We start from the raw sequence: 25,527 nt of genomic DNA on the forward strand, positions 1-25,527 counted from the left end.
TACGCCATGAGTACGCAAACCGCCGAACGCTTCAGCCGCTTTGCCGATTTCTATCCGTTCTATCTCGCCGAGCACAGCAACCCCACCTGCCGTCGCCTGCACTTCGTCGGTAGCCTGCTGGTGCTGGGCATACTTGGCTACGCACTCTTTACTCAGCAGTGGCTCTGGTTGCTGGCGATGCCGGTGGCCGGTTATGGCTTCGCCTGGGTCGGCCACTTCATCTTCGAGAAGAACCGGCCGGCGACATTCCAGTATCCGCTCTACAGCTTTCTCGGCGATTGGGTGATGTTCAAGGACATGCTGACGGGCCGGATTCGCTTCTGAGCCTGATGACAGCGGCTATCCGACCGGTGCCATCATTGTTTTCATCCTCTGGTTTGGCGATGCGGCGTTGCTTGGTTATGATCTGACGGCTTTCGCGCGGGCCGGCCATCGCCGAGCTGGCCCCGTGATCGCGAGACTGTCGCTGATGTGCTCGAAAGCTGTCGCCTTCGCAGGGTGACCCGACGATCGAGCCTGGCGTCAGTCTGCAAGGCGCGAGAGAACGGCGTCGAAAAAACTACCAGGGATCGTACGCACACATGACTTCCACTACGGTTGAGCGCCGCAATGGCCTCGCCACTCGCCCGTTGCGCGAGTACTACTCCCGCGTGCTCGCCTACCTGATCTGCGCCGCAACGCTGGCAGCCGGCACCTACACCCAGTATTTCTCGATGGACCTGCTGTGGATGGTGCCGTATACACTGCTCTATCCGCACCTGGCCTATCACCTGAGCTATCGCTTCAAGCGCGATAACCCCGAGCGTACGGCGCAGGTTCTGCTCTGCCTGGATGCCTTGAACGCCGGTGCCGGCATATTGCTGCTCGGTTTTTCGATCGTGCCCAGCCTGATGTTTCTGCTGACACTCAGCTTCAGCGCGCTGGTGAGCGGCAGCCTGCGCAACCTCGCCATCTCGCTGATCTGCGTGGGTGTCGGGGTCGGCCTGGCATCTCTCGTGGTGCCCCTGAGCTACCGCGGTACCACACCGCCACTGGTTTCTCTGGTGAGCATCCTGTTCACGACCTTTTACATATGCGCCACCGCCTACTTCGTGCACCAGCAGGGCCAGCGCCTCGCCCAGGCGCGCAAGGAGATCGAAACGGAGCAGGCCAAGGCCGCGCGTCTGGCACGCAACCTCGCCAAGTACCTCTCGCCCCAGGTGTGGGAGTCGATCTTCACCGGCAAACGCAGCGTTCGCCTGGAAACCCAGCGCAAGCGGCTCACCGTGTTCTTCTCCGACATCAAGGGATTCACCGAGCTGGCCGAGGAACTGGAGGCCGAGGCCCTTACCGACCTGCTCAACAACTACCTAAACGAGATGTCGAAGATTGCCCTGAAGTACGGTGGCACCATCGACAAGTTCGTCGGCGACTGCGTGATGGTGTTCTTCGGTGACCCTTCCAGCCAGGGTGCCAAGAAAGACGCGGTGGCAGCGGTTTCCATGGCCATCGCCATGCGCAAACACATGAAGGTGCTGCGCCAGCAATGGCGCGCACAGGGCATTACCAAACCCATGGAAATCCGCATGGGTATCAACACCGGTTATTGCACGGTGGGCAACTTCGGCGCCGATACGCGCATGGACTACACGATCATCGGGCGCGAAGTGAACCTGGCCAGCCGTCTTGAAAGCGCCGCCGAGGCCAGCGAGATCCTGATCTCCCACGAAACCTATTCGCTGATCAAAGACGTCATCATGTGCCGCGACAAGGGCCAGATCGCGGTCAAGGGTTTCTCCCGCCCGGTGCAGATCTACCAGGTGGTGGACTTCCGCCGCGACCTTGGCGCCACCTGCAGTTTCGTCGAGCACGAACTCCCCGGCTTCTCCATGTACCTGGATACCAACGGCGTGCAGAACTTCGACAAGGAGCGCGTGATTCAGGCACTGCAGCAAGCGGCCGAGAAACTTCGCGACAAGGTCATCCTCTGATTCTCTGACCGCTGGCGGCCAGCCGTCGACTAACCGAATCTGGCCAAGTGGTCTGTTTGGTAAGTTCAGTCGGTCAATTTCGGCGCCCAAGGCCCCAATACGGTGTTACTGCTCCTCGCCATAGCCCGCTATGACTCGTCGCCGCGCATTGTCTTGGAGCCATGTTCACCCGAGCTTGCCTCAACCAACTCACCGCACAGACCACTGGTCAGCGGGCCTGCTTCGGGACAGCCGCCAGATGCTATCGCTGCGCAACTACCATCACCACCTCATCGCCCATAGCCACGAACATCCGCAACTGGTGTTCGGCCTGAAAGGACTGCTGGAATTCGAGATTGCCGGGCGCGGCAGCCGCGTCGGCGAGCAGAGTCTCGCGGTAATTCCGTCCGCCACTCACCATGCCTGTGCCAGTGTCACCGGCAGTCACTGCCTGGTGCTCGATCTCCCGTCGGAGAGCTGGGTTCGTCAGCGCTTGGGCCACCACACCGAATCCAGCCTGCGTCTGATCGATCGACCGGATACCGTGCGCCTGAACGCAAGCCAGCAGCGCCTGGTCGCCTGGCTGGCGCACAGCCCGATCAATGATCCATTGATTGCCGAACAGGGCGCCGTACTCCTGCTCGCCAGTCTGGCCAGTGGACAAAATATCCACCATGACCAACACGCGCTGCCGGTCGCCGCTATCGACGCCTTCATCGATCAGCATCTATCCCACCCGGTTCAGGTTGCCGACCTGGCCCGTATCGCCGGGTTGTCGGTTGCAGGTCTGCACGCGCGCTTTCTTCGCGAGACAGGCCGAACACCGATGGAACACGTACGCCAGCGCCGCTTGCAGCATGCCGAGGCGCTATTGCACGACACCCGCCTGCCGATCGGCGAGATCGCCGCGCAGGTGGGCTATGCCTCGCAAAGCGCCTTCACCGCCGCACTGGTTCGCGCACGAGGCTGCACACCGCGCGCACTGCGACGCGAGCTGCGCGACAAAACCGGTGACTGACGCGACAGACACACTCCAAGCCACGGCCTAGCATGGTCCTGATTCGCAAGGTTCAGGTAGCCATGACCCTACTCATCCGTTCACACCACAGCGCACGCACACACCACTCGCTCGGGTGGATCGTTCCATGACGCCGCGCAACGCCCTGCTGGCCATCCATCTCGGCGCGCTGATGTTCGGCCTGTCCGGCGTGCTCGGAAAACTGGCCGAAAGCTCGGCGCTGATCATCACCTTTGGTCGTGCACTGTTCGCCGTGTTGGCCCTGCTACTGGTGGCGCAGTTGCTGCGACCCAGCGGGGCGACGCCAAACTGGCGGCAGCGTGGCGGTCTGGCCTTGGGCGGGCTGTTGCTGGGTGCGCACTGGTTGACGTTCTTCATCGCAGTGAAGATCGCTGGCGTCGGCATTGCGACCCTGGGCTTTGCCAGCTTCCCCGCCTTCACCGTGCTGCTCGAAGGCCTGTTGTTCCGCGAACGCACCCGCGCCATCGAGTTCGCCATGGTCGGGCTGGTCTGTGCCGGCCTGCTGCTTGTCGCGCCGGCGTTCGATCTCAGCAGCGGACCGACTGCAGGATTGCTCTACGGTGTGCTTTCCGGCCTGCTGTTCGCGTTCCTGTCGCTGCTCAACCGTGCCGTCACCCGCGGCCTCGATCCGGTTCGCTCGGCGCTCTGGCAGAACCTGGCGATCCTCGCAGCCCTGCTGCCATTCTGCTGGTCGGCGATACCTGCGATACCCGCGCAGGACTGGCTCTGGCTGGCTCTGCTCGGGGTGCTCTGCACCGGACTCGCGCACAGCCTGTTCGTCGCTAGCCTGCGGGTCCTGAAGGCGCGTACGACGTCGGTGATCTTCGCTCTCGAACCGGTCTACGGCATTGCCTTCGCCTGGTGGCTGTTCGGCGAGCAGCCAACACTGCGCATGCTGCTCGGCGGCGCCTTGATCATCATCGCCAGCGTGGTTACCAGCCGCTTGAAAAGCCCGCCGAGTGTCGTTCCGAAACTGGCCAGCTGACGCTCAGCGGTCGTTATGCCCCAACGAGCGCTGCGGGTCGATGCGATCACGCACGCGCTGCTTGAGCTCCTTCGCCTCGGGAAAGCCGCCATCGAGCTTGCGCTCCCAGATCTGCACGCCATCGCAGCTGATATGGAAGGTGCCGCCTGTGGCGGGTACCAGACAGACGCGGCCCAGGTCATCGGCAAAGGTCGACAGCAGCTCCTGTGCGAGCCAGGCAGCACGCAGCAGCCACTGACACTGGGTGCAATACGTAATGACGATTTCCGGTTTGCTTGCGGTCATTCAGGACAGCTCCGAAGGGGATACGGCGGCCTATAATAGCCGCCTCTCCCCCCTTCCCCGGTTCAGCCATGCTCCGCCTGTTCGTTTCCCTGCTGATGCTGTTAACCCTGCCGCCGCTGTTCGCCGAGCCGGCTCAGCCGAAGACCGGGCTCGTCCTGTCTGGCGGTGCGGCGCGCGGGCTGGCTCATATCGGCGTGCTCAAGGCGCTGGAAGAGCAAGGCGTACGCATCGACGCCATCGCCGGCACCAGCATGGGCGCGGTGGTCGGCGGGTTATACGCAGCAGGCTATAGCGTTGCCGAACTCGAGCGCCTGGCATTGACCCTCGACTGGCAGCAAGTGCTGTCCGACGATCCGCCGCGCCAGGACATCCCCTACCGCCGCAAGCAGGACGACCGTGATTTCCTCATCAAGCAGAAGCTGAGCTTCCGCGACGACGGCAGCCTCGGCCTGCCGCTGGGCGTGATTCAAGGGCAGAACCTCGCGCTGCTACTCGAGCGCCTGCTGGTGCACGCCAGCGACACCCGCGACTTCGACCAGCTGCCGATCCCCTTCCGTGCGGTGGCCACGGATATTGCCAACGATGAAAAGGTGGTCTTTCGCAGCGGCCACCTGCCCCAGGTGATTCGCGCCAGCATGTCGATTCCGGCCGTGTTCGCACCGGTGGAGCTGGACGGCCGCCTGCTGGTGGATGGCGGCATGGTCGACAACATCCCGATGGACGTGGCACGCGACATGAGCGTCGACCGCCTGATCGTGGTGGACATCGGCACGCCGCTCAAGCCGCGCAAGGAATTGCTGACAGTAGTCGACGTGCTCAACCAGACCACCACCATGATGACCCGCCGCAACTCCGAAGCGCAGCTGGCCACCCTGCAGTCGCAGGACCTTCTGATCCAGCCGCCATTGGCCGCTTACGGCTCCACCGACTTCGCCCGCGCCGAACAGCTGGTCGATGCCGGCTACCGTGCCACATTGGCTCTGGAGGGACGTCTTGCCGAAATGCGCATCACCACCGGTGGCAATCCGGCACTGAGCCTTGCGCGCTCCAGCGACCCGCGAACACCGGTCATCACCGCTATTAGGGTGGAGAACGACTCGAAGGTCAGCGATGCGGTGATCCGCCGGCATGTCCGCCAGCCACTCGGTGAACCGCTGGATCTGGAGGACCTGCAGAAGGACATGGGCACCCTCTATGGCCTGGACTATTTCGAGCGCGTGGAATATCGCGTCCAACGCGGCAAACTCGGCAATACGTTGGTCATCAACGCCCGCGAGAAGCGCACCGGCACCGATTACCTGCGACTGGGCCTGAGCCTGTCCGACGACTTCCGCGGCGACAGCGTATTCAACCTCGGTGCGAGTTATCGGAAGAACGGCATCAACGAACTGGGTGCCGAGTGGCTTACCCGCCTGCAGCTGGGTGATCGGCAGGAACTCTACAGCGAGTTCTACCAGCCACTGGATGCCGGCTCGCGCTGGTTCGTCGCGCCGAATCTGTTCGTCGAGGCGCAGAACGTCGAGTCCATTCTCGACAACGATCCGATTGCCGAGTACCGCCTGCAACGCTACGGCTACGGTTTCAATCTTGGCAGACAGATCGCCAACAATGGCGAGATCCGTTTTGGAATAGGTCAGGCCTGGGGTGAGGCCGATGTGCGAATCGGCGAACAGGATCTACCCGACTTCAGTTTTACCGAGGGCTACTACGAGCTACAGTACTCGTTCGACACCCTCGACAACATCGACTTTCCCCGCGAAGGCGAGGATATCCGCCTGACCATGCGTCAGTACGACCCCAGCCTGAGTTCGGACCAGCGTTATCGACAGTGGCACCTCAAGCTGGACAAGGCACTCAGTCACGGTGCCAACACCTGGGTGCTCGGTGGGCGCTACGGTCGCACGCTGGATGACGCGGAAGTGGTGACGTCGAGCTTTCTGCTTGGCGGCGCGCGTCAGCTGTCGGGCTTCCGTCAGGATGCCCTGGCCGGCCAGAACGTCAGCCTGGCGCGCATGGTGTACTACCGTCGCGTGACGCCGCGAGCGTTTCAGCCGCTGGACTTCCCGCTCTATCTCGGTGGATCACTGGAGCGCGGTCGCGCCTGGAATGCCGACAATGCCTTCGACAGCGGCTATATCAACGCCGCGAGCATCTTTCTCGGCTACGACACGCCACTGGGGCCACTGAACTTCGGCTACGGCTTCAATGACGAGGACGAACAGGCGCTGTACATGAATCTGGGGCGCAGCTTCTAGACCGGCGTGCCCAGCCTGGATCAGCGCCGGTCGAGATTGGCCAGGATCCGTGCATGCACCTGCTGGCACTTGCGCAGATCCTCCTCGTCGATCCCGGCAAAGGCTTCCTGACGCACCTGCGTGGAAATCGCCTCGATCTTCTCGATCAGCGGCCGTGCCGGCGCACCCAGGGAAATGCGTTTGGCCCGGCGATCCTCTGCAGACGCCTTACGATGCACCAGCCCCTGCGCTTCGAGACTATCGAGCAAGCGGGCCAGCGTCGGCCCTTCAACGGCAACGCTTTGGGCCAGCTCGCGCTGGGTGGGTTCGTGATCGAAACGGGCCAGGTGCAGCAGCACCAGCCAGCGTGCCTGCGAGAGTCCGAGATCAGCCAGGCGTCGATCCAGTTCAGCGCGCCAGCCACGAGAAAGTTGCGCCAATTGCATGGCAAAGCGATGTTGCTCGGCGTACATGTACGGCCATTCCTGCAAAAACTAATTATTAGTGAGCTAACCACAGCTCCGGAAAGCAGGCAAGACGACCTTCGAACCCTGATCGAGCGACAGAAGTCGTAATGATGGCACGGCGGGCGTTGCAGCCCGGCAGACACCCGCTGTCGCAGCAGCTTCCGACCGAGCTGCAGGGATGCACCTGGTTACAATTCGAACTCGACCTGCAGTGCGGCACGCACGCAATAAAGCACCTGTTCGGGTACCCGCCCAGCGAACTGCTCGGCCACGGCGCTCACCGGTGGCAGCTCGCCCTCGCCGTCGAGAAAGGCCTCCTGGATTTCCCCGAGCAGATCCTCGGGCAGATCCAGCGCCTGTTCCAGGCTCAGCTGTTGCAGACCGATGGCTTCGGCGAGCATCGCGTAGACGTTCTTCTCACTGCAGTCGAGCTGACGCGCGATCTGTGCAGGCGTCATGCCTGCGCGCGCCAGCGTGATCAATTCGTGTCGCAGATCGGCAGGTGACTTGGCCACTTCTACGCTGCCTTGCAGAACCTCCAGGAAGGCCTGACCGTAGCGCTCCAGCTTGCGCGCGCCGACACCGCTGATGGTGGCCATGTCCGACAGCGAGGCCGGCTGGCTGCGTAGCATCTCCAGCAGCGTGGCATCCGGGAAAATCACATACGGCGGCACACCGTGTTCTTCGGCCAGTTTGCGGCGCAAGGTGCGCAGCGCTTCCCAGGTTTCCCGTTCCTCGCTGCGCACCAGCTGGCTGGCGGCACTGGCTGCCGGCTTCGGTGCCTTGCTGGTCAGATCACGGCGAAGTTCGAGGCTCACCTCTCCACGCAGCAATGGCCGGCAGCTGTCACTCAGACGCAGCCCACCGAAACCATCCAGGTCAACGTCCGCCAGCCCGCGCGCCACCAGCTGGCGAAACAGCGAACGCCACTCAGCCTCAGCCAGCGCCTTGCCCATACCGAACACCGACAGATGCTGATGGCCCAAGCCGCGGACCTTGTCATTGTCACGCCCGAGGAGGATGTCCACCAGATGGCCGACGCCGTAACGCTGGCCGCTGCGGTAGATCGCCGATAGCGCCTGACGGGCGGGCTCGGTGGCATTCCAGGTCTGCACGCCATCGACGCAGTTGTCGCAATGGCCGCAGGGCTTGGGCAGCTCTTCATCGAAATACGCGAGCAGCGCCTGGCGCCGGCAGCGGGTTTCCTCGCAAAGCGCCAGCATGGCATCGAGCTTGTGCTGCTCGACCCGCTTGTGCCGCTCATCACCCTCTGAGTTGTTGAGCATCTGCTTGAGGAAGATCACATCCTGCAGGCCATAGGCCATCCAGGCGTCGGCAGGCAGCCCGTCGCGCCCTGCCCGTCCGGTTTCCTGATAGTAGGCTTCCAGCGACTTGGGCAGATCGAGGTGGGCGACGAAGCGCACGTTGGGCTTGTCGATCCCCATGCCGAAGGCGATGGTCGCGACCATGATCAGGCCTTCCTCGTTGAGGAAACGCTTCTGGTGATAGGCGCGCAGCTCGTTGGGCAGGCCCGCGTGATATGGCAGTGCCGGAAAGCCCTGCTCGCTGAGGAACGCAGCCAGGTCATCGACCTTCTTGCGCGACATGCAATAGACAATGCCGGCATCGCCGCGGCGTTCGGCTAGGAAACCCAGCAGCTGCTTGCGCGGCTGCTCCTTGGGCACGATGCGATAGAAGATGTTCGGTCGGTCGAAGCTGGAGAGAAACCGTTCGGCGTTCTCCAGATGCAGACGCTGGACGATTTCTTCCCGCGTCCGCTTGTCCGCCGTCGCGGTCAGCGCAATACGCGGCACGCCAGGAAACAGTTCGGCCAGCTGGCCCAGCTGCATGTACTCGGGACGGAAATCGTGCCCCCACTGGGAGACGCAATGGGCCTCGTCGATGGCAAACAGGGCGATATCCAGCCGCTGCAGGAACGCCAGCATGCGGGGCTGAACCAGCCGCTCAGGCGCGAGATAGAGCATCTTGATCTCGTTGCGCCGGATGCGCTCAGCGATCTCGCGCTGCTCATCGGCGCTCAGCGTCGAGTTGAGCGCAACGGCCGAGACGCCCAGCTCGTCGAGTGTCGCGACCTGGTCGTCCATCAGCGCGATCAGCGGCGAAACCACCACCGCCAGTCCTTCGCGCAAGAGCGCCGGAACCTGGTAGCACAGGGACTTGCCGCCGCCGGTCGGCATCAGTACCAGCGCATCACCGCCACTGCCGACACGCTCGATGATCGCGCCCTGGTCGCCACGAAACGCGTCGTAGCCGAATACGTCTTTAAGGATGCGCTGTGCCTGGTCGAGCATGCCGGTCTCCGAAACAAGGCGCGCAGTATACGCGAGCGAACCATGGAGTTCAGGATCGCGCGGCCAATACGGACGAGGCGTCATCCGAAGGCACGAGCCTGCGCCCCGCGCCTCGTCTAGAATCCGGGTAGCCTGCGCCCCGCGCCTCGTCTAGAATCCGGGTTGTCTTCCAGCCCCCAAGGTAGTTCCCGATGTCATTCGCCGAGCAACTCGCCCGCCTGCAAGTCTTTCTTGATGCAGATGACCTGCACGAGGAAGCACTGGATTACATCGCCGCCCATGGCTACCTGACAGCGCTGTGCATCTGCTCCGAACAGGTGCCCGAGCGTGAATGGATCGACGCGCTGTTCTCCGAACCACCCAAGTACAAGGACGACACCGAGCGCGAAGCCATCGAGGCCACGCTGGTTCAGCTCAAGGCACATATTGCTCGCCAGCTGGCCAGTGACGAAGACATGGAACTGCCGTGCGAACTGGACCTGGGTGAAGAGCCGGACGAATCCGATCTGCGCGGTTGGTGCATCGGCTTCATGGAAGGCGTGTTCATGCGCGAGGCGATCTGGTTCGAGGACTCCGAAGAGGAAGTCAGCGAGCTGCTGCTGCCGATCATGGTCGGTTCGGGCCTGTTCGACGAGCAACCGGAATTCGCCGATATCGCCGACAACCCCGAGCTGGTCGACGAAATGGTGGCGCAGATCCCCGAGCTACTGACGGCCCTCTACCTGATCTGCCATGCCCCCGAGGAAAAGCCAGCCCTGCTCAAGCCGCGTCGCCACTGACCGGCTGCGGAGGGGGCCAAGCGTCAAGGTGGGCGTCATGCTCACCTGCAACGGTGCGACTGCCGGAGCGCAGTCGCCGGCGCGTCGCCCCACTGCCGGACCTGTCCCGCTGGCTAGCACCACAGGAGGGAAAGGCATTGTTCTGCACATTTCGATGCCCATCGCGAATATCTGACGACGCTGACGTGAGCCAGCCGCGCACAGATCGCAGCGAATCGAAGAACCGGGCTGACTAGTACCATGGCCCATCGCGATATCCGGCAGCATCGCAACCCTCTGATCCGATCGATCCTGCTCGGCGTCGGCTGGCTGGCCGTTGTGCTGGGCTTCGTCGGCATCTTCCTGCCCGTCCTGCCGACCACGCCATTTTTGCTGCTGGCCGCGGCCTGTTTCGTGCGTAGCTCGCAACGTTTCTATGACTGGCTGGTAGGCCACCCACGGCTCGGTCCGTGGTTTCGTGACTACCTGGAAGGGAACGGTATTCCGCTCAAGGGCAAGGTATACGCAATCGCCACCATGTGGATAAGCATCGGCATATCCTGCTGGCTGGTGCCACTGATGTGGGCCCGCATCGGGATGCTACTGAGCGCGACGCTGGTGACGCTCTACATCCTCAGGCAGAGAACATTGCCGGTCAGCAATGACACTGGTTTCAGGTAAATCAGCTCCGCACGGCCATAGCGCTTTCGCTCGCATACCTCTAGGTGTCGGCATGATTACGCTGATATACCTCTCGCCCCATCGCATCGATCTGGCCCTCGATCAAGGCGTCGAACGGACGGAGCAACTCATCGAATCGGCTGGGGCTTTCCAGTAGGTTAAGTGCCGTAACGATTGCCTCGATGGTCGACAACGCGCCGGGCATTGGCGCTTTTCGCAAGCGGTAGCGGGAGCTCAGCCCTTCTGGCAGCGCAACCCGCGGCAACTCAGCCAACCATGGATTGACGTGCAGGATCTTGCGCGCCTTTCGCCAGGTCCCATCCGGCACGATCAGGCGCACGGGTTGGGCGGCATCGGCCAGACTCCCGAGCGACATGGCATCTTCCCCGGGAAACAACAGGTAGCTCGGCCGTGCAGCATCGCAATCGTCCTCGAAGCGCTCGCCCACCCGCAGTTCTGCATTGCGCAGCCCCAACGCGGCCAGGCGCGCCGTATTGAGCGCATGACTCGCTTCACTGGAATGCTGGAGGATGAGCACCTGGGTACGGCTATCCAGCGCAGGTATCAGCGCGCAAAGGCAAAGGGAAGACGGGCGCTGGCAGCGTGAGCATCGTGGACGGGACATGGTTCACCTCGGCGGCGGAGTCTGCCATAACGGCCACTGCTCTGCAGAGCGACTATGCTTGCGACGTCCCCGCATGAGGAGCAGGCATGATCACCGTCCACCATTTGAACCACTCCCGCTCGCACCGCGTCCTGTGGCTGTTGGAAGAACTGGAACTGCTTTACGAGCTGAAGCGTTACCCGCGCGATCCGAAGACCATGCTCGCGCCAGCAGAGCTGAAAGCCGTACACCCACTGGGCAAGTCTCCGGTGATCACCGACGACGACCTGACGCTGGCCGAATCGGCAGCCATCCTCGAATACCTGCTGGAACGCTATGGCAACGGACGCCTGATGCCGCAGGGCGGCACTCCGGAATACCGTCGTTTTCGCTACTGGATGCACTACGCGGAAGGCTCTGCGATGCCCCCACTGCTACTGCGGCTGGTATTCGACCGCGTCGCCAATGGGCCGATGCCGTTCTTTGTTCGCCCCATCGCACGCGCAATCGCCAAGGGCGCTAACAGCGCCTTCATTGGGCCACAACTGAAGACCCATCTCGATTACATGGAAGCGGAACTGGAGAAGTCCGACTGGTTTGCAGGCAACACGTTCAGCGCAGCGGATATACAGATGAGCTTCCCGCTCGAAGCTGCCCGTGCCAGAGCCGGCCTGGACGAGAGTCGCCCACGCCTGATGGATTTTCTGCAGCGGATACAACAGCGGCCCGCTTACAAACGAGCCGTGGAGCGCGGAGGACCCGCCTTGCCCACCGCGTAGACGCCACCAAACTCAGCGGCGACGGTGATCCTGCTCGCGCTGGGCACGTACCGGGATAGGTTGCATACGAGGCGGTTCGATCAAACCAAGAGCGACCGCCAACTTCCAGAACATCTCGTTGAGCCTTGCTTTCATGGTCACACCCTCCTGCGAAATAACGGGCTACATCGGAGCCATGCGGCTTCGTGGACAGCATAATTCAACTTCGGCTCCGGCGCTCGTGCCCTTTGCAAGCGCAATCCCCGAATGGAGCGCCGCTTTGTTACGGCGCTTTACAACTGCGACCGAGGCGGCGCAAAGGCGTTCAAACGAATTCACTGCCGGTCTTCAGTTGCGATCGGCCTTGCGTCGATAAGGGAACACATCGATCACCTTGCCGCCGCTGATGGCGTCCTGCAGCCCTTTCCAGTAATCAGCATCGTAGAGCTCGCCATGCAAGCTGGCGAAAAGCCGGCGCTGGCCATGGTCGGCGAACAGAAAGCGCGGGAATTCCTCGGGAAATACATCGTTCGGCCCCACCGAATACCAGGGCTCGGACGCCATTTCATCCTCGGGATAGCGCGGCGGCGGAATATGGCGGAAATTCACTTCGGTCAGAAAGCTGATCTCGTCATAGTCGTAGAACACCACCCGACCATGGCGGGTGACGCCGAAGTTCTTCAGCAGCATGTCGCCGGGAAAGATATTCGCCGCCGCCAACTGTTTGATCGCCAGCCCGTAATCTTCCAGCACCTCGCGCACCTGCTCGTCGCTGGCATGCTCAAGGTAGAGATTCAGGGGCGTCATGCGGCGCTCGGTCCAGCAGTGGCGCACCAGCACGGTATCGCCCTGCACCTCGACCGTTGACGGCGCTACCTCCAGCAGCTCGGCCAGACATTCCGGATCGAATTTCGTCTTGGGGAAACGGAAATCCGCAAACTCCTGGGTGTCAGCCATGCGCCCTACCCGGTCGACGCTCTTCACCAGGCGATACTTCTCGATCACCGTGGCTCGGTTGACGCTCTTGATCGGCGAGAAGCGGTCCTTGATCAGCTTGAACACCGTATTGAAGCCCGGCAGCGTAAACACCGTCATCACCATGCCGCGAACGCCGGGCGCCATGACGAAGCGGTCGTCGGTATTGGCCAGGTGATCGATCAGCGCACGATAGAACTCCGACTTACCGTGCTTGTAGAAGCCGATCGAAGTGTACAGCTCGGCGATGTGCTTGCCGGGCAGGATGCGCTTGAGGAAGCCGACAAACTCCGCCGGAATCGGCACCTCGACCATGAAATACGAGCGGGTGAAGGAGAAGATGATCGACACCTCCGCCTCGTCGGTGATCAGCGCGTCGGCAATGATGCCTTCACCCTCGCGGTGCAGTAGCGGAATGACCAGCGGCCACTGTTCGTCGCGGGTGAAGATCCGCCCAAGCAGGTATGCCCCCTTGTTGCGATAGAGCACCGAGACGAACAGCTCCACGGTCAGCTCCGGATCCTTGCAGACCCAGTCGGGCAGGGTCTCGTGCAATTGCGCCTGCAGGCGCCGCTGGTCTCCTGGCAAGTCGCAGTAGGGCACGGCGAATGCGTAATCGCCAAGAATCTGTTCGAGCATCCCGCTCAAGTCGCCGTTGGGCTGGTAGGTACGGGTTTGCGCCAGCCGTTCATGAGCACGCACCGCCGGTCGCGTGGTATGGATGAACATGGTGCCGTCGCTGATGCAGTCATGGCTGAACAGCCCACAGAAGATGGAGTTGTACCAGGTCTCCGACAGCTCGTCGTCGAAGCGTGGGTTGATCAACTCGATGTAGGCACTTTTGATCTGCGGCCAGGCCTCGACCTGAAGCAGGTCGGCGTGATCGAAACCGGCCAGCAGGCCACGCCGGGTTTCACCAACCTTCTCTTCGTAGAGGTTGATCCGCGCCGCCGATGCGCGCTGCGCTTCCTGCCATTGCGCCTGCTCGAAGCGCGCCCGCGCGCCTTCGGTGATCAGGCGAAAGTGCTCTCGGTAGTCGTCGAAGCCCAGAAGGATCTGCCGAGCGATTTCAGCGGCCAGTTTCTGCTGCACCATGATGCACCCACTGCAGGACATGAACGTCCGCCGAGCTTAGCAGCACGCCGTTTGAAAGTCGGTTTCGGATTGCCAGTTGGCTGATGGGCGACAACACTTGCAGCTCCCTTCCGGTGGAGCCGCCCCATGCGCCCGCTCGACATGTTCCGCCTGCTTGCTCTCGCCGCCATCTGGGGCGCAAGTTTTCTTTTTCTACGCATCATTGCCCCAGTGCTCGGCACCTTTCCCACGGCGTTCTTTCGTGTGTTGCTGGCAACCGCAGGGCTGCTGGTCATCCTGCTGTTACTGCGCACGCGCTGGGATTTCCGCGGCAAGCTGGGGTTGTGCCTGGTGCTGGGCGTGATCAATTCCGGCTTGCCGTTCGCACTGTATTCGGTGGCCGCGCAGCTGGTGCCGGCTGGCTATTCGGCGATCTTCAACGCCACCACGCCGATGATGGGCGTACTGATCGGCGCCCTGTTCTTCACCGAGGAGTTGACGCTCGCCAAGATTATCGGCGTTTTCAGCGGGCTCGGCGGCGTGGCATTGCTGATGCGAATCGGGCCGGTGCCATTCGACACGGAGCTGCTGCTCGGCGCACTGGCATGCCTGGGCGCCACCGCCTGTTATGGCTTCGGCGGCTTTCTCACCCGCCGATGGATCAACCAGGGCGAAGGCCTGGACAGCGAGGTGGTCGCGTTCGGTAGCCAACTCGGTGCGACACTGTGCCTGTTGCCATTGTTCGGACTGTCGTTACTGAATGCGCCGCCGGTGAACTGGGGCGATTCGACAGTCTGGCTGAGTCTGCTGGGTCTGGGGCTGGTCTGTACGGCGTTCGCCTACATCCTCTACTTCCGCTTGCTAGCGGATATCGGACCGGTCAAGACACTGACGGTGACCTTCCTGATCCCGCCATTTGGCGTGCTGTGGGGCGTTATCTTTCTTGATGAGCCACTTTCCTGGGCTTACGTCCAGGGCGGTGCGCTAATCGCGCTCGCGCTGTGGTTGATTCTGCGCCAGGCGCCTACCACACGGCCAACGGCGCAGTTGCGACGCAGCTGAATTGCTCAGCTGCGTCGCACCGCATCACTGCACCAGTTCCTGCTCGCTGAACATGTCGGTGAACAGCATGCTGGATAGGTAGCGCTCGCCGGAATCCGGCAGGATCACCACGATGTTCTTGCCCTGCATCTCTGGACGCTCGGCCAGACGGACCGCCGCAGCCATCGCCGCGCCGCAGGAAATGCCGCAAAGAATGCCCTCTTCGCGCATCAGCCGCAGCGCCATCTGTTTGGCCTCCTCGTCGTCGACGAGTTCGACCTGATCGACCATGGACAGGTCGAGGTTCTTTGGCACGAAGCCTGCGCCGATCCCCTGAATCTTGTGCGGGCTGGGCTTGACCTCGTCACCCGCCAAGGTCTGGCTGATAACCGGCGAGCTGGTCGGCTCCACGGCAACGCTGAGGATCTGCTTGCCCTTGGTGTTCTTGATGTAGCGCGAAACACCGGTAATGGTGCCGCCCGTTCCGACGCCGGCCACCAGCACATCGATGCTGCCGTCGGTGTCGTTCCAGATCTCCGGGCCGGTGGTCTTTTCATGGATCGCCGGGTTGGACGGGTTCTCGAACTGCTGCGGCATGTAGTACTGCTCGGGGTTCGAAGCCGCGATTTCGGCGGCCTTCTCGATCGCGCCCTTCATGCCCTTCGCCGGCTCGGTAAGCACCAGTTCGGCACCAAGAGCTTTCAGCACCTTGCGCCGCTCAAGGCTCATGGAAGCCGGCATGGTGAGCATGAGCTTGTAGCCGCGTGCAGCGGCAACGAAGGCCAGACCGATCCCGGTATTGCCCGAGGTTGGCTCGACCAGCGTCATGCCGGGCTTTATCCGGCCGCTGTCTTCGGCATCCCAGATCATCCCGGCACCGATTCGGCACTTAACGGAGTAGGCCGGGTTCTGGCCTTCGATCTTGGCCATGATGCTGACGCCCTTGGGACCAAGGCGGTTGATCATGACCAACGGGGTGTTGCCGATGGAGCGTGCGTTGTCTGCGAATATGCGACTCATGGGAATGCCCTGTCCGAGGTGTACCAGACCAATCAGCCTATGTGCAGTCCAGGCGTCAGTCCAGCCGAACTCACGGCGGAAACCTGGGGTCCATCGTCAACACGCCCACATCCCCGGAATGCCATGACCCGTCGCCTGCTTCCCCTGTGGATTCTTCTCGCACTTGGCCTGCTGCTGATCGTGCTGCACCTCGCCCTGCCCCATCTGGTGCGTAATTATCTGAACGAAAAGATGGCCGACATGGGCGACTATCAGGGCCATGTCGAAGACGTCGATCTGGCTTGGTGGCGCGGGGCTTATCGCGTCGAAGGGCTGCTGATCGAGAAGAAGGACAAGCGCGTACAGGCGCCGCTGTTGAAGGCGCCAGGTATTGATATCGCCATCAGCTGGGACGCAATCCTGCGGCACCGCGAGATCGTCGGTGAGGTGATCTTCGAACAACCGCACCTGAACTTCGTCGATGGCGGCGACAGCGGCGATTCACAAAGCGGTAAAGGAGTCGATTGGCGCGACCAGCTCGATGCCCTGATACCGATCACGCTGAACGAGATTCGCGTTGTCGATGGACAGCTGTCCTTTCGCAACTTCTCTTCCGACCCACAGGTGCACGTCTACGCCAGCGACATCCAGGCCAGCCTGTATAACCTGACCAACACCGATGATACCGATGGCACCCGCACGGCAGCGTTCGAGGGCACCGGCAAGCTGTTCGACCAGGCGCCGATCGAGGCGACGGCCAGCTTCGACCCATTTACCGACTGGGAGGACTTCGAGGTCAATCTGCGCGTCACCGAGGTACCGCTAAAGCAGCTGAACGACCTCAGTCGCGCCTATGCCGACTTCGATTTCGCCGGCGGAACGGGTGATCTCGTCCTCGAAGTGCAGGCCACCGACAGTCAACTCGACGGCTACATCAAGCCGTTGCTGCGCAACGTGGATATCTTCGATTACGAACAGGACGTGGCAAACGAGCACAAGGGCTTCTTCCGCGGCCTCTGGGAGGCCGTGGTTGGCGGCGGCCAGGAGGTGCTGGAAAACCAGCGCAAGGATCAGTTCGCGACCCGTGTCGAGCTGTCCGGCACCACCCGCGAAACCGACGTGAGCCCATTCCAGGCCTTCGTCGAGATACTGCGCAACGCCTTCGTCGAAGCTTTCTCGGCTCGATTCGAACGATCCGTGAGCGATGACGAGTGACCAAGCGGCGCCACCAGAAGCGCACGCGCAGCCATTCAGTGACTGAATGATGCTCTCGCGTTCACACTCACACGAGCTTCCCTTATAGTCCCCTCCTGACTACAACGAGCGCCTGCGTGCCAGGCCCGCCGAAGGAATCCGCAATGAAATTCGAAGGCACCCAGTCCTACGTCGCCACCGACGACCTGAAACTCGCGGTCAACGCCGCCATCACCCTGCAGCGCCCGTTGCTGGTCAAGGGCGAACCCGGCACCGGCAAGACCATGCTGGCCGAGCAACTGGCCGAATCCTTCGATGCCAAACTCATCACCTGGCACATCAAGTCCACCACCAAGGCGCATCAGGGCCTCTACGAATACGATGCGGTAAGCCGCCTGCGCGACTCCCAGCTGGGCGTGGACAAGGTCCATGACGTCCGCAACTACATCAAGAAAGGCAAGCTGTGGGAGGCCTTCGAGAGCGAGGAGCGGGTCATCCTGCTGATCGACGAAATCGACAAGGCCGACATCGAGTTCCCCAACGACCTGTTGCAGGAGCTCGACAAGATGGAGTTCTACGTCTACGAGACCAACGAAACCATCAAGGCGACCCAACGGCCGATCATCATCATCACCTCGAACAACGAGAAGGAGCTGCCTGACGCCTTCCTCCGCCGTTGCTTCTTCCACTACATCGCCTTCCCGGACCGGGAAACGCTGCAGCGCATCGTCGATGTGCACTACCCCGACATCAAGAAGGATCTGGTCAGCGAGGCGCTGGACGTGTTCTTCGACGTGCGCAAGGTGCCAGGGCTGAAGAAGAAGCCCTCGACCTCAGAGCTGGTCGACTGGCTGAAGCTACTGATGGCCGACAACATCGGCGAGGCAGTGCTGCGCGAGCGCGACCCGACCCGCGCCATCCCGCCGCTGGCTGGTGCTCTGGTGAAGAACGAGCAGGACGTGATGCTGCTCGAGCGTCTAGCCTTCATGAGTCGACGCGCCAACAGCCGCTGATCGGTGCCGGCTTCGGTGGCGCCGGTCGCGCACTCACTGGAGGAACAAACCATGCAAACGCATACCGGTAGTTGCCTGTGCGGCGTCGTGCGCTATCGCATCGACGCCCCCATCGACGAGTTGACCCACTGCCACTGCAAGATGTGCCGCAAGGCCCATGGCGCCGCCTTCGCCAGCTACGCGAGCGTGCCACTGGACGCCCTGCACTTCATGTCGGGCAAGGATCAGCTGGGCGTTTACCACTCCTCCGAACATGTGACGCGCACCTTCTGCATCCGCTGCGGCTCCAATCTGCTGTTCGTCGACAACCGCGAGCATGAGGTCGGCGTCGCTGCCGGGACCCTCGATTCACCGCTGCCGGCACCGCCGCAATCGCACATCTTCGTCGACTCCAAGGCGGCGTGGTACGAGATTCACGACGCACTGCCCCAACACACCGGCGACAGCCCCCGCTGAGCGCCCCGAACATTGCGCACTATCCACGGTGCGTCAGAGGTTTTCTGCCATGCTGCTTGGCCTGTTCAATGAGATGCGCGCTGCCAAGGTGCCGGTATCGGTGCGCGAACTGCTGGACCTGATCGATGCGCTCAAGCACCGCGTCGTGTTCGCCGACATGGACGAGTTCTATTTCCTGGCACGCACGGTGATGGTCAAGGACGAGCGCCACTTCGACAAATTCGACCGGGCCTTCGGTGCCTATTTCAAAGGTCTGGAAAATCTCGATCAGCATCTCGAGGCGCTGATCCCCGAAGACTGGCTGCGCAAGGAGTTCGAGCGCAGCCTGACGGACGAGGAACGAGCGCAGATCCAGTCCCTAGGCGGCCTGGACAAGCTGATCGAAGAGTTCAAGAAGCGTCTCGAGGAACAGAAGGAACGCCACGCCGGCGGCAACAAGTGGATCGGCACCGGCGGCACCAGCCCGTTCGGGTCGGGCGGCTACAACCCCGAAGGCATCCGCATCGGCGACGCCGGCAAGCGCCAGGGCAAGGCGGTGAAGGTCTGGGACCAGCGCGAGTACAAGAACCTCGACGACCAGGTCGAGCTCGGTACGCGCAACATCAAGATCGCCCTGCGCCGCCTGCGCAAGTTCGCCCGCCAGGGCGCGGCGGACGAGCTGGATATCGACGGCACCATCGACCATACCGCGCGAGATGCCGGCCTGCTCAACATCCAGATGCGCCCGGAGCGGCGCAATGCGGTGAAGCTGCTGATCCTGTTCGACATCGGCGGCTCGATGGACGCCCACGTGAAGGTCTGCGAAGAGCTGTTCTCGGCCTGCAAGACCGAATTCAAGCACCTCGAGTACTTTTACTTCCACAACTTCATTTACGAGTCGGTGTGGAAGAACAATTTCCGCCGCACTTCGGAACGCACGTCGACCCTGGACGTGCTGCACAAGTACGGCGCGGACTACAAGGTGGTGTTCGTCGGCGACGCGGCGATGGCACCCTATGAGGTCACCCAGCCGGGCGGTAGCGTCGAGCACTGGAACGAGGAAGCCGGCTACGTCTGGATGCAGCGCTTCATGGAGAAGTACAAGAAGCTCATCTGGATCAACCCCTACCCAAAGGACACCTGGGGCTACACCACGTCCACCGGCATCATCCGCGAGCTGGTGGAGGACCGCATGTATCCGCTGACGCTGAGCGGGCTCGAAGACGGGATGAAGTTTCTGGCTAAGTGAGTTGATCCGTCCGTTCGCCAGCCGCTACCCGGGCCGCGACTAGCCCAGGCAATCGGCAGCGCAACCCTCAAGTCACGAGCGAAAGGCACGGTAGCGGCGCCGCGAGCGGAACGGGAAGCTTGCCGCCAGCAGCAGGCTCTCCACCAGCCAGGCCAGCAACAGTGCGCAACTCAGCCCCCAGGCAATGGCTTCGGGCGCCAGTAGGACCTGGAAGCGATAGCTGCTCCATACCTGCTCGCGCAGACTGCGCTCGGCGCCGAGCAGTACGTGAATGGCGCGTGCGTACCACGGTCGCTGCATCGCCTGCCACTCGCGCTCGAGCAGGCGGGCCCGCGACACCAGATGCTCGACGCTTTGAGCGTCGTTCTGGAAAACCGGGTCGTCGCTATCTCGATAGTGCCGCACTAGCGCATCCAGATCGCCGCTGAAGAAGCGCCGCGCTGTGTCCTGAAAGCCGTGCAAACCCTGCTCGGCCTCAAGGCGCCTCGCCTCGACGTGCTTGGCATAGGCATCGATGAAACCCGGCACCTGTACGCCCACCAGCAAGCCGAACGCAAAAAGGGTCAGGCGCAGATAACTTCTCAGCATGTCGCCACCTTGCCCTGCGCGACGCATTCGCCCTGTTGCCAGAGGCTCCATTGACCGGGCTCGTGCAGGGTCCATTGCTCGTTATTGGTCAGCGGTTCGGTCGCCAGCACGGTGACGACATCGTCAGGGGTGGTTTCGGCATGGAAGTTCACCGTCAGCTCGGCATCTCTGAGTTGAGCAGGGCCGAACGGGGCGCGCCGGGTGATTTCCGCAAGCTTGGTGCTGCAGAAGCTGAACAACCATTCACCGTTGCTCAGCAGGCAATTGAACACGCCCTTGCGGCGATACTCGTTGCAGGCGCCGAGCAACACGGGCAGCAGGCTCTGCGGGTCGCAACGGTCAGGGAAATCCAGTCGGATGCGGTTCAGCAGGTCGCAGAAGGCGCGCTCGCTATCGGTGTCGCCGACCGGGCGATAGATGCCCTTGCCGGGCTCAAAGTCCGAAAGCTGGCCATTGTGCGCGAAGCACCAGTGCTGTCCCCAGAGTTCGCGGACAAAGGGGTGGGTATTGACCAGGGAAACCTTGCCGACATTGGCGTGACGAATGTGGCCGATCACCACTTCGCTCTTGATCAGATAGCGCTGCACCATCTTCGCCACCTCGGACTCGCAACTGGCGACGGGGTCCTGAAACAACCGCAAGCCGCGCCCCTCATAGAAGGCGATACCCCAGCCATCCTTGTGTGGCCCGGTCTTGCCGCCCCGCTGCATCAGACCGGTGAAGCTGAAAACGATATCGGTTGGAACATTGGCGCTCATGCCCAGCAGCTCGCACATGCGTCATCTCCGCTCGGTGTCTGTGAATCGCTCGACTAGAGCCTGGGCTCGGTGCGCATCCGCCCGCGTGACGGCGTGTAGTCCAGCTCGTCATCGCTGTCATCTTCCATGCGTTCGCGCAGCGTCCGACTGTCCTCGGCTTCGTCCGCAGTGTCGCGACGGCGTCGATACTTTCGCTCGATCGGCCAGCGTATGGCGACGAGCAGCAGATACAGGCCGAATGCGATCAGCCCGTACATGGCCAGATCCGCCACGGCGCGCCAGGCGTTGTTGCCCACCTGGAAGATCATGTCCATGGCGGTAATGGCCACCGCCGGCGCGAAGAGTTCCTTCGCCGGGTCGACGATGGTCGGCGTGAACAGCAACACAGCCGCGATCAGTCGTAGCGGCTCGCGCAACCAGCGCCACATTCCGCGCGTCACCCGGAACCAGAACAGCAGGCATCCCAGCGCGGCTATCCCGTAGAGAGCCCAGGCGAGCGAGTAATCGGAGTCGAACATCAGCATGGTGTTTTCTCGGTGACAGCCGTTCACAACTGCCAGCGGCGGCTGGCGAGGCAACAGGGCGCATTCAGCGTCGTCACGGGCATGCTATGCGTCGCAGCGACAAGGGCGGCCATGATAGCAGCCTGTGTCCCTCAGCCGTCATCGATGGTGACAACAAGCCACTGGCGAAGGCCGAAGCAAGGTCGTATAAACCTCTTAAACGAGGGGTTATCCCCAAACATCGCCGGGACGGCTGCCTCAGGCAACCGGCAAGCAAGGAGAAACACGCCATGCCCTACCAACACATACTGGTCGCCATCGACCTGACCGAAGAGTGCCATCCGGTCGTGGCTCGCGCCCAGGCGCTGGCCAGCACCTCGAATGCCAAGCTGAGCCTGGTGCACATCATCGAGCCGATGGCCATGGCCTTCGGCGGCGACGTGCCGATGGACCTTTCGATGCTGCAACAACAGCAGTTCGACCAGGCACGCGAGCGCATGAACGGCTTCGCCGACAGCTACCCGGGTCTGGCACCGGAGAATCGCCACCTCGCCTACGGACAGCCCCGCCAGGAAGTACATCGCCTGGCGAAGGAACAGGGCTGTGATCTGATCGTGGTCGGCAGCCATGGTCGCCACGGACTCGCCCTGCTGCTGGGGTCGACCGCCAACGACATCCTCCACGGCGCGCCGTGCGATGTACTGGCCGTGCGTTTGAAAAAGGCCGATTAGCCAGGTCGCCGCGCAGGGTGAAGCCACTCTGCGCAAGCTGGCGAGTTCAGACCGCTTCGACGCCGTCGCCCGCACTCATCACCAGCGGGCGGATCTTCTGCAGTTGCGTCTCGAGCGAATAGGTCAGGCTCGACGCCATGGAAAAGAAGGTCAGAAAGGCCTTGAGATTGGAGTCGGCGTGACAGGTATCGTGAATACGCTGCCAGAACGCCTGGTTAACCAGTTGCAGCTGCTGAAATGAACGCACCAGCCCGCGCAGTTCCCAGTCCGCATGGCGACCCTCGCGCAGGTTGAAATACTGCCGCGCCAGATAGAGCGATACCGCCCGCAAAACGAACTCGTTGTTGCTGGCAAATGGCAAATGCTGCTTGGCCATGGGCTTGAGTCCGCCGAGCACCGGGCAGGCACTGGTAGCCATGATCACCCCGAGCAGTGCCCGCAGCCCCTCGTCCAGACCAACCTGCTTGGTGTACTCACGCTCCGGCGTGCGCACCCATACCAAGGCCTTCTTCACTGCCGGCAGGCCCTGGAAATCCTCGATCACCCGGTGCAGGTCGACCGCAGCCGGGCAATGGCTGAAATCGTCCTTGCTCAGTGGGCAATTCGAGCAGCGCTGATGCTCCAGACGGGTCCATTTCGGCGCCTGCGCGGCGACCTCCCTGTCGTACTCACGATCCAGCTCGATCCTGTAGCTGAAGTCGTGTTCATCATCCAGGGTAATGCGATATTCGATTGCCATTAACGCTCCATCATTACTGCATGATCCGATGCGGATACTTAACTACGCGCCAGCACGCCGGGCATTGATCCATCTCATAAGCCGTGATGGGGAGCCGCATCGTCGGGCAGCGATTGGTGTGGCGCGGGCCCCAGCAACCCGCACCCCTGCTCGCCAGAGTGGCGGGATTACTCCTCCAGCTCTGCCCAGCGCTCCAGCAAGCCGTCCAGCTCCAGCTGCAGCGCTTCAAGGCGACTCAACACCGCAGCGGTCACGTCTGCCGGCTGCTGATAGAAGGCCGGATCGGAGATCTGCGTCTGGAGCGCCTCGATTGCCTGTTCCGCCTCATCGATCTTGCCCGGCAAAGCCTCAAGCTCGCGCTGCAACTTGTAGCTGAGCTTCTTCTTCACCGGCGCGACCTCGGCAGCTTCCGCCGCGACCGGAGCATGCTGCGCTTTCTTGGCGTCCTTCGTCTCGCCGCCGGACTCTGCAACACCCAACAAACGCGGCGAACCACCCTGGCGCAACCAGTCCTGGTAGCCGCCAACGTACTCGCGTACCTCACCACCACCCTGAAACACCAAGGTGCTGGTGACCACGTTGTCGAGAAAGGCCCGGTCGTGGCTCACCATCAATACGGTGCCCTGGAAACCGAGCAACACCTCTTCGAGCAGTTCGAGGGTTTCCACGTCGAGGTCATTGGTCGGTTCGTCGAGCACCAGCAGGTTGGCCGGCTTACTGAACAGCTTGGCCAGCAAGAGCCGTGCCCGCTCGCCTCCAGACAGCGCCTTGACCGGCGTCCGTGCCCGCTGCGGGCTGAACAGGAAGTCGCCGAGATAGCTCAGGACATGACGATTCTGGCCATCGATGGTGATGAACTCACGTCCTTCGGCGAGGTTGTCGACCACGGTCTTTTCCAGCTCCAGCTGGTGACGCAATTGGTCGAAATACGCCACTTCGAGCTTGGTGCCGAACTCTATGGAACCGCTGCTCGGATGAAGCTCGCCCAGCAGTAGCTTGAGCAAGGTGGTCTTGCCGGTACCGTTGGCACCGAGCAAGCCGATGCGATCGCCGCGCTGGATGACCATGGAGAAGTTCTTGATCAGCGGATCGCCGCCGACATGGGCGAACGTCACATCCTCGGCAACGATGACCTGCTTGCCGGACTTCTCAGCGGTTTCCACCTGGAAGGTTGCTTTGCCCTGCACGTTACGGCGCTCGCTGCGCTCGGCGCGCAGCGCCTTCAATGCCCGAACGCGGCCTTCATTGCGGGTACGCCGCGCCTTGATGCCCTGGCGAATCCACACTTCTTCCTGTGCCAGCTTCTTGTCGAACAGCGCATTGGCCGTTTCCTCAGCCGCCAACTGCTGCTCCTTGTGCACCAGGAAGCTTGCGTAGTCGCCATTCCAGTCGATCAGGTGGCCGCGGTCCAGTTCGAGGATGCGGGTCGCTAGGTTCTGCAGGAATGCCCGGTCGTGGGTGATGAACAGCACGGCACCGTTGAAACCGGTAAGCGCCTCTTCCAGCCAGGCGATAGCACCGATATCCAGGTGGTTGGTGGGCTCGTCGAGCAACAGCAGATCCGGTTCGGACACCAGTGCCTGGGCCAGCAGCACGCGGCGGCGCCAGCCACCTGAGAGTTCGGCCAGGGTGCGGTCAGCCGGCAGCTGCAGGCGGCTCAGGGTGCTGTCGACCAGTTGCTGCAAGCGCCAACCATCCTTCGCCTCGAGCGCCTGCTGCACATGCATGAGCTTCTCGAGATCGGCGTCGTTCTGGATGTTCTGGCTCAGGTGATGGTACTCGGCGAGCAGCTCGCCGACCCCGGCCAGGCCTTCGGCGACCACATCGAATACCGTGCGGTCGTCCGCTCGCGGGAGCTCCTGCGGCAGTTCGCCGATCTTCAGCCCCGGGGCACGCCAGATTTCCCCGTCATCGGCGGCACGATCACCTTTGACCAGGCGCAGCATGCTGGATTTTCCGGTGCCATTACGGCCAATGATGCAGACCCGCTCGCCTCGCGCGATTTGCCAGGACACGCCGTCCAGCAACGGCGTGGTGCCGTAGGCGAGAGATACATCGGTGAACTTGAGCAGGGTCATGACTACCTCCGGAAAACTGGGCGCGCAGTCTAACAGATCGCCATGGCCCACCCGCTGTGAGCAAGGCCTTACCAGCCA

General features: G+C 62.2%; 26 protein-coding genes. 14 read left to right on the forward strand and 12 right to left on the reverse strand.

Translation table 11 applies throughout. From position 1 onward, the window contains the following. The first annotated feature begins 6 nt into the window (after positions 1-6). The 4 genes from LO50_RS03990 (at position 7) to LO50_RS04005 (ending at position 3,973) form a co-directional block, all read left to right on the forward strand. Positions 7-324 carry an Mpo1-like protein gene (locus LO50_RS03990; protein WP_023445124.1) on the forward strand — a complete coding sequence of 106 codons (318 nt, stop codon included), beginning with the start codon at positions 7-9 and terminating at the stop codon, positions 322-324. A gap of 257 nt (positions 325-581) precedes the next feature. Further along, positions 582-1,970 (forward strand): adenylate/guanylate cyclase domain-containing protein, encoded by a 1,389-nt coding sequence (locus LO50_RS03995; protein WP_044314179.1) that lies wholly within the window; start codon positions 582-584, stop codon positions 1,968-1,970. A 238-nt stretch (positions 1,971-2,208) separates the two neighbouring features. Further along, entirely contained in the window at positions 2,209-2,967 is a 759-nt protein-coding gene (locus LO50_RS04000) for an AraC family transcriptional regulator (RefSeq protein WP_044314180.1), read from the forward strand. A gap of 127 nt (positions 2,968-3,094) precedes the next feature. After that, on the forward strand, positions 3,095-3,973 hold the full coding sequence (locus LO50_RS04005; protein WP_044314181.1) for a DMT family transporter: 879 nt from the start codon (positions 3,095-3,097) through the stop codon (positions 3,971-3,973). Between the two features lie 3 nt (positions 3,974-3,976). Here the strand turns inward: LO50_RS04005 and LO50_RS04010 are convergent, their stop codons facing one another. Beyond that, positions 3,977-4,258, reverse strand: coding sequence for an Rdx family protein (locus tag LO50_RS04010; RefSeq protein ID WP_003300657.1), 282 nt, complete (start codon positions 4,256-4,258; stop codon positions 3,977-3,979). A gap of 68 nt (positions 4,259-4,326) precedes the next feature. On the opposite strand from LO50_RS04010, the gene LO50_RS04015 reads away from it, so the two are divergent. Beyond that, on the forward strand, positions 4,327-6,513 hold the full coding sequence (locus tag LO50_RS04015; protein ID WP_044314182.1) for a patatin-like phospholipase family protein: 2,187 nt from the start codon (positions 4,327-4,329) through the stop codon (positions 6,511-6,513). Between the two features lie 20 nt (positions 6,514-6,533). Here LO50_RS04015 and LO50_RS04020 read toward each other — a convergent pair whose 3' ends face one another. Both LO50_RS04020 and recQ read right to left on the reverse strand, forming a co-directional pair. Next, positions 6,534-6,965, reverse strand: coding sequence for a MarR family transcriptional regulator (locus LO50_RS04020; protein ID WP_014820763.1), 432 nt, complete (start codon positions 6,963-6,965; stop codon positions 6,534-6,536). A 182-nt stretch (positions 6,966-7,147) separates the two neighbouring features. Beyond that, on the reverse strand, positions 7,148-9,271 hold the full coding sequence (gene recQ, locus LO50_RS04025; RefSeq protein WP_044314183.1) for a DNA helicase RecQ: 2,124 nt from the start codon (positions 9,269-9,271) through the stop codon (positions 7,148-7,150). A 191-nt stretch (positions 9,272-9,462) separates the two neighbouring features. Here recQ and LO50_RS04030 point away from each other — a divergent pair, with 191 nt between their 5' ends. After that, on the forward strand, positions 9,463-10,050 hold the full coding sequence (locus LO50_RS04030) for a UPF0149 family protein (RefSeq protein WP_023445117.1): 588 nt from the start codon (positions 9,463-9,465) through the stop codon (positions 10,048-10,050). A gap of 240 nt (positions 10,051-10,290) precedes the next feature. Beyond that, positions 10,291-10,710 carry a YbaN family protein gene (locus tag LO50_RS04035; RefSeq protein WP_044314184.1) on the forward strand — a complete coding sequence of 140 codons (420 nt, stop codon included), beginning with the start codon at positions 10,291-10,293 and terminating at the stop codon, positions 10,708-10,710. Positions 10,711-10,750: 40 nt separating this feature from the next. Here LO50_RS04035 and LO50_RS04040 read toward each other — a convergent pair whose 3' ends face one another. After that, positions 10,751-11,335 (reverse strand): tRNA-uridine aminocarboxypropyltransferase, encoded by a 585-nt coding sequence (locus tag LO50_RS04040; RefSeq protein ID WP_044314185.1) that lies wholly within the window; start codon positions 11,333-11,335, stop codon positions 10,751-10,753. Between the two features lie 86 nt (positions 11,336-11,421). Here LO50_RS04040 and LO50_RS04045 point away from each other — a divergent pair, with 86 nt between their 5' ends. Then, positions 11,422-12,093: a glutathione S-transferase gene (locus LO50_RS04045; RefSeq protein WP_044314186.1), complete on the forward strand. Its 672-nt coding sequence runs from the start codon at positions 11,422-11,424 to the stop codon at positions 12,091-12,093. Between the two features lie 12 nt (positions 12,094-12,105). On the opposite strand, the gene LO50_RS25555 is transcribed toward LO50_RS04045, so the two are convergent. Continuing rightward, positions 12,106-12,228 (reverse strand): PA1414 family protein, encoded by a 123-nt coding sequence (locus LO50_RS25555; RefSeq protein WP_255849390.1) that lies wholly within the window; start codon positions 12,226-12,228, stop codon positions 12,106-12,108. Between the two features lie 192 nt (positions 12,229-12,420). Next, positions 12,421-14,142 (reverse strand): bifunctional isocitrate dehydrogenase kinase/phosphatase, encoded by a 1,722-nt coding sequence (gene aceK, locus LO50_RS04050; RefSeq protein WP_044314187.1) that lies wholly within the window; start codon positions 14,140-14,142, stop codon positions 12,421-12,423. Between the two features lie 126 nt (positions 14,143-14,268). Here aceK and LO50_RS04055 point away from each other — a divergent pair, with 126 nt between their 5' ends. Continuing rightward, positions 14,269-15,183 (forward strand): DMT family transporter, encoded by a 915-nt coding sequence (locus tag LO50_RS04055; protein ID WP_044314188.1) that lies wholly within the window; start codon positions 14,269-14,271, stop codon positions 15,181-15,183. A 24-nt stretch (positions 15,184-15,207) separates the two neighbouring features. On the opposite strand, the gene cysK is transcribed toward LO50_RS04055, so the two are convergent. Continuing rightward, the gene (gene cysK, locus LO50_RS04060) at positions 15,208-16,182 is read right to left on the reverse strand and encodes a cysteine synthase A (protein WP_044314189.1); all 975 of its coding nucleotides are present in this window, start codon (positions 16,180-16,182) and stop codon (positions 15,208-15,210) included. 123 nt (positions 16,183-16,305) lie between these two features. Here cysK and LO50_RS04065 point away from each other — a divergent pair, with 123 nt between their 5' ends. The 4 genes from LO50_RS04065 to LO50_RS04080 all read left to right on the forward strand — a co-directional run bounded on the left by LO50_RS04065 (position 16,306) and on the right by LO50_RS04080 (position 20,052). After that, positions 16,306-17,376 carry a DUF748 domain-containing protein gene (locus tag LO50_RS04065; RefSeq protein WP_044314190.1) on the forward strand — a complete coding sequence of 357 codons (1,071 nt, stop codon included), beginning with the start codon at positions 16,306-16,308 and terminating at the stop codon, positions 17,374-17,376. Positions 17,377-17,519: 143 nt separating this feature from the next. Further along, entirely contained in the window at positions 17,520-18,368 is an 849-nt protein-coding gene (locus LO50_RS04070; protein ID WP_014820774.1) for an AAA family ATPase, read from the forward strand. A 51-nt stretch (positions 18,369-18,419) separates the two neighbouring features. Continuing rightward, entirely contained in the window at positions 18,420-18,824 is a 405-nt protein-coding gene (locus LO50_RS04075) for a GFA family protein (RefSeq protein ID WP_044314191.1), read from the forward strand. A gap of 49 nt (positions 18,825-18,873) precedes the next feature. Then, the gene (locus LO50_RS04080; RefSeq protein WP_014820776.1) at positions 18,874-20,052 is read left to right on the forward strand and encodes a vWA domain-containing protein; all 1,179 of its coding nucleotides are present in this window, start codon (positions 18,874-18,876) and stop codon (positions 20,050-20,052) included. A gap of 72 nt (positions 20,053-20,124) precedes the next feature. On the opposite strand, the gene LO50_RS04085 is transcribed toward LO50_RS04080, so the two are convergent. Genes LO50_RS04085 through LO50_RS04095 form a run of 3 tightly spaced genes read right to left on the reverse strand, consistent with a single transcriptional unit; the run spans position 20,125 to position 21,922 of the window. Continuing rightward, positions 20,125-20,640 carry a DUF2937 family protein gene (locus tag LO50_RS04085; protein ID WP_044314204.1) on the reverse strand — a complete coding sequence of 172 codons (516 nt, stop codon included), beginning with the start codon at positions 20,638-20,640 and terminating at the stop codon, positions 20,125-20,127. Further along, positions 20,634-21,416 carry a class II glutamine amidotransferase gene (locus tag LO50_RS04090; protein ID WP_044314192.1) on the reverse strand — a complete coding sequence of 261 codons (783 nt, stop codon included), beginning with the start codon at positions 21,414-21,416 and terminating at the stop codon, positions 20,634-20,636. The genes LO50_RS04085 and LO50_RS04090 overlap by 7 nt, the downstream gene beginning before the upstream one ends. A 35-nt stretch (positions 21,417-21,451) precedes the next feature. Then, positions 21,452-21,922, reverse strand: coding sequence for an MFS transporter (locus LO50_RS04095; protein ID WP_042926897.1), 471 nt, complete (start codon positions 21,920-21,922; stop codon positions 21,452-21,454). A 269-nt stretch (positions 21,923-22,191) separates the two neighbouring features. Between LO50_RS04095 and LO50_RS04100 the strand changes: the two genes are divergently transcribed. Next, complete coding sequence (locus LO50_RS04100) at positions 22,192-22,632, forward strand: universal stress protein (RefSeq protein ID WP_014820780.1); 441 nt, start codon at positions 22,192-22,194, stop codon at positions 22,630-22,632. Between the two features lie 46 nt (positions 22,633-22,678). Here LO50_RS04100 and LO50_RS04105 read toward each other — a convergent pair whose 3' ends face one another. After that, on the reverse strand, positions 22,679-23,371 hold the full coding sequence (locus tag LO50_RS04105; protein WP_044314193.1) for a DUF6901 family protein: 693 nt from the start codon (positions 23,369-23,371) through the stop codon (positions 22,679-22,681). A gap of 167 nt (positions 23,372-23,538) precedes the next feature. Continuing rightward, the gene (locus LO50_RS04110) at positions 23,539-25,449 is read right to left on the reverse strand and encodes an ATP-binding cassette domain-containing protein (RefSeq protein WP_044314194.1); all 1,911 of its coding nucleotides are present in this window, start codon (positions 25,447-25,449) and stop codon (positions 23,539-23,541) included. Positions 25,450-25,527: the final 78 nt, after the last annotated feature.

Origin of the sequence: Stutzerimonas stutzeri (assembly GCF_000935215.1) — a bacterium.
GTDB lineage: Bacteria > Pseudomonadota > Gammaproteobacteria > Pseudomonadales > Pseudomonadaceae > Stutzerimonas.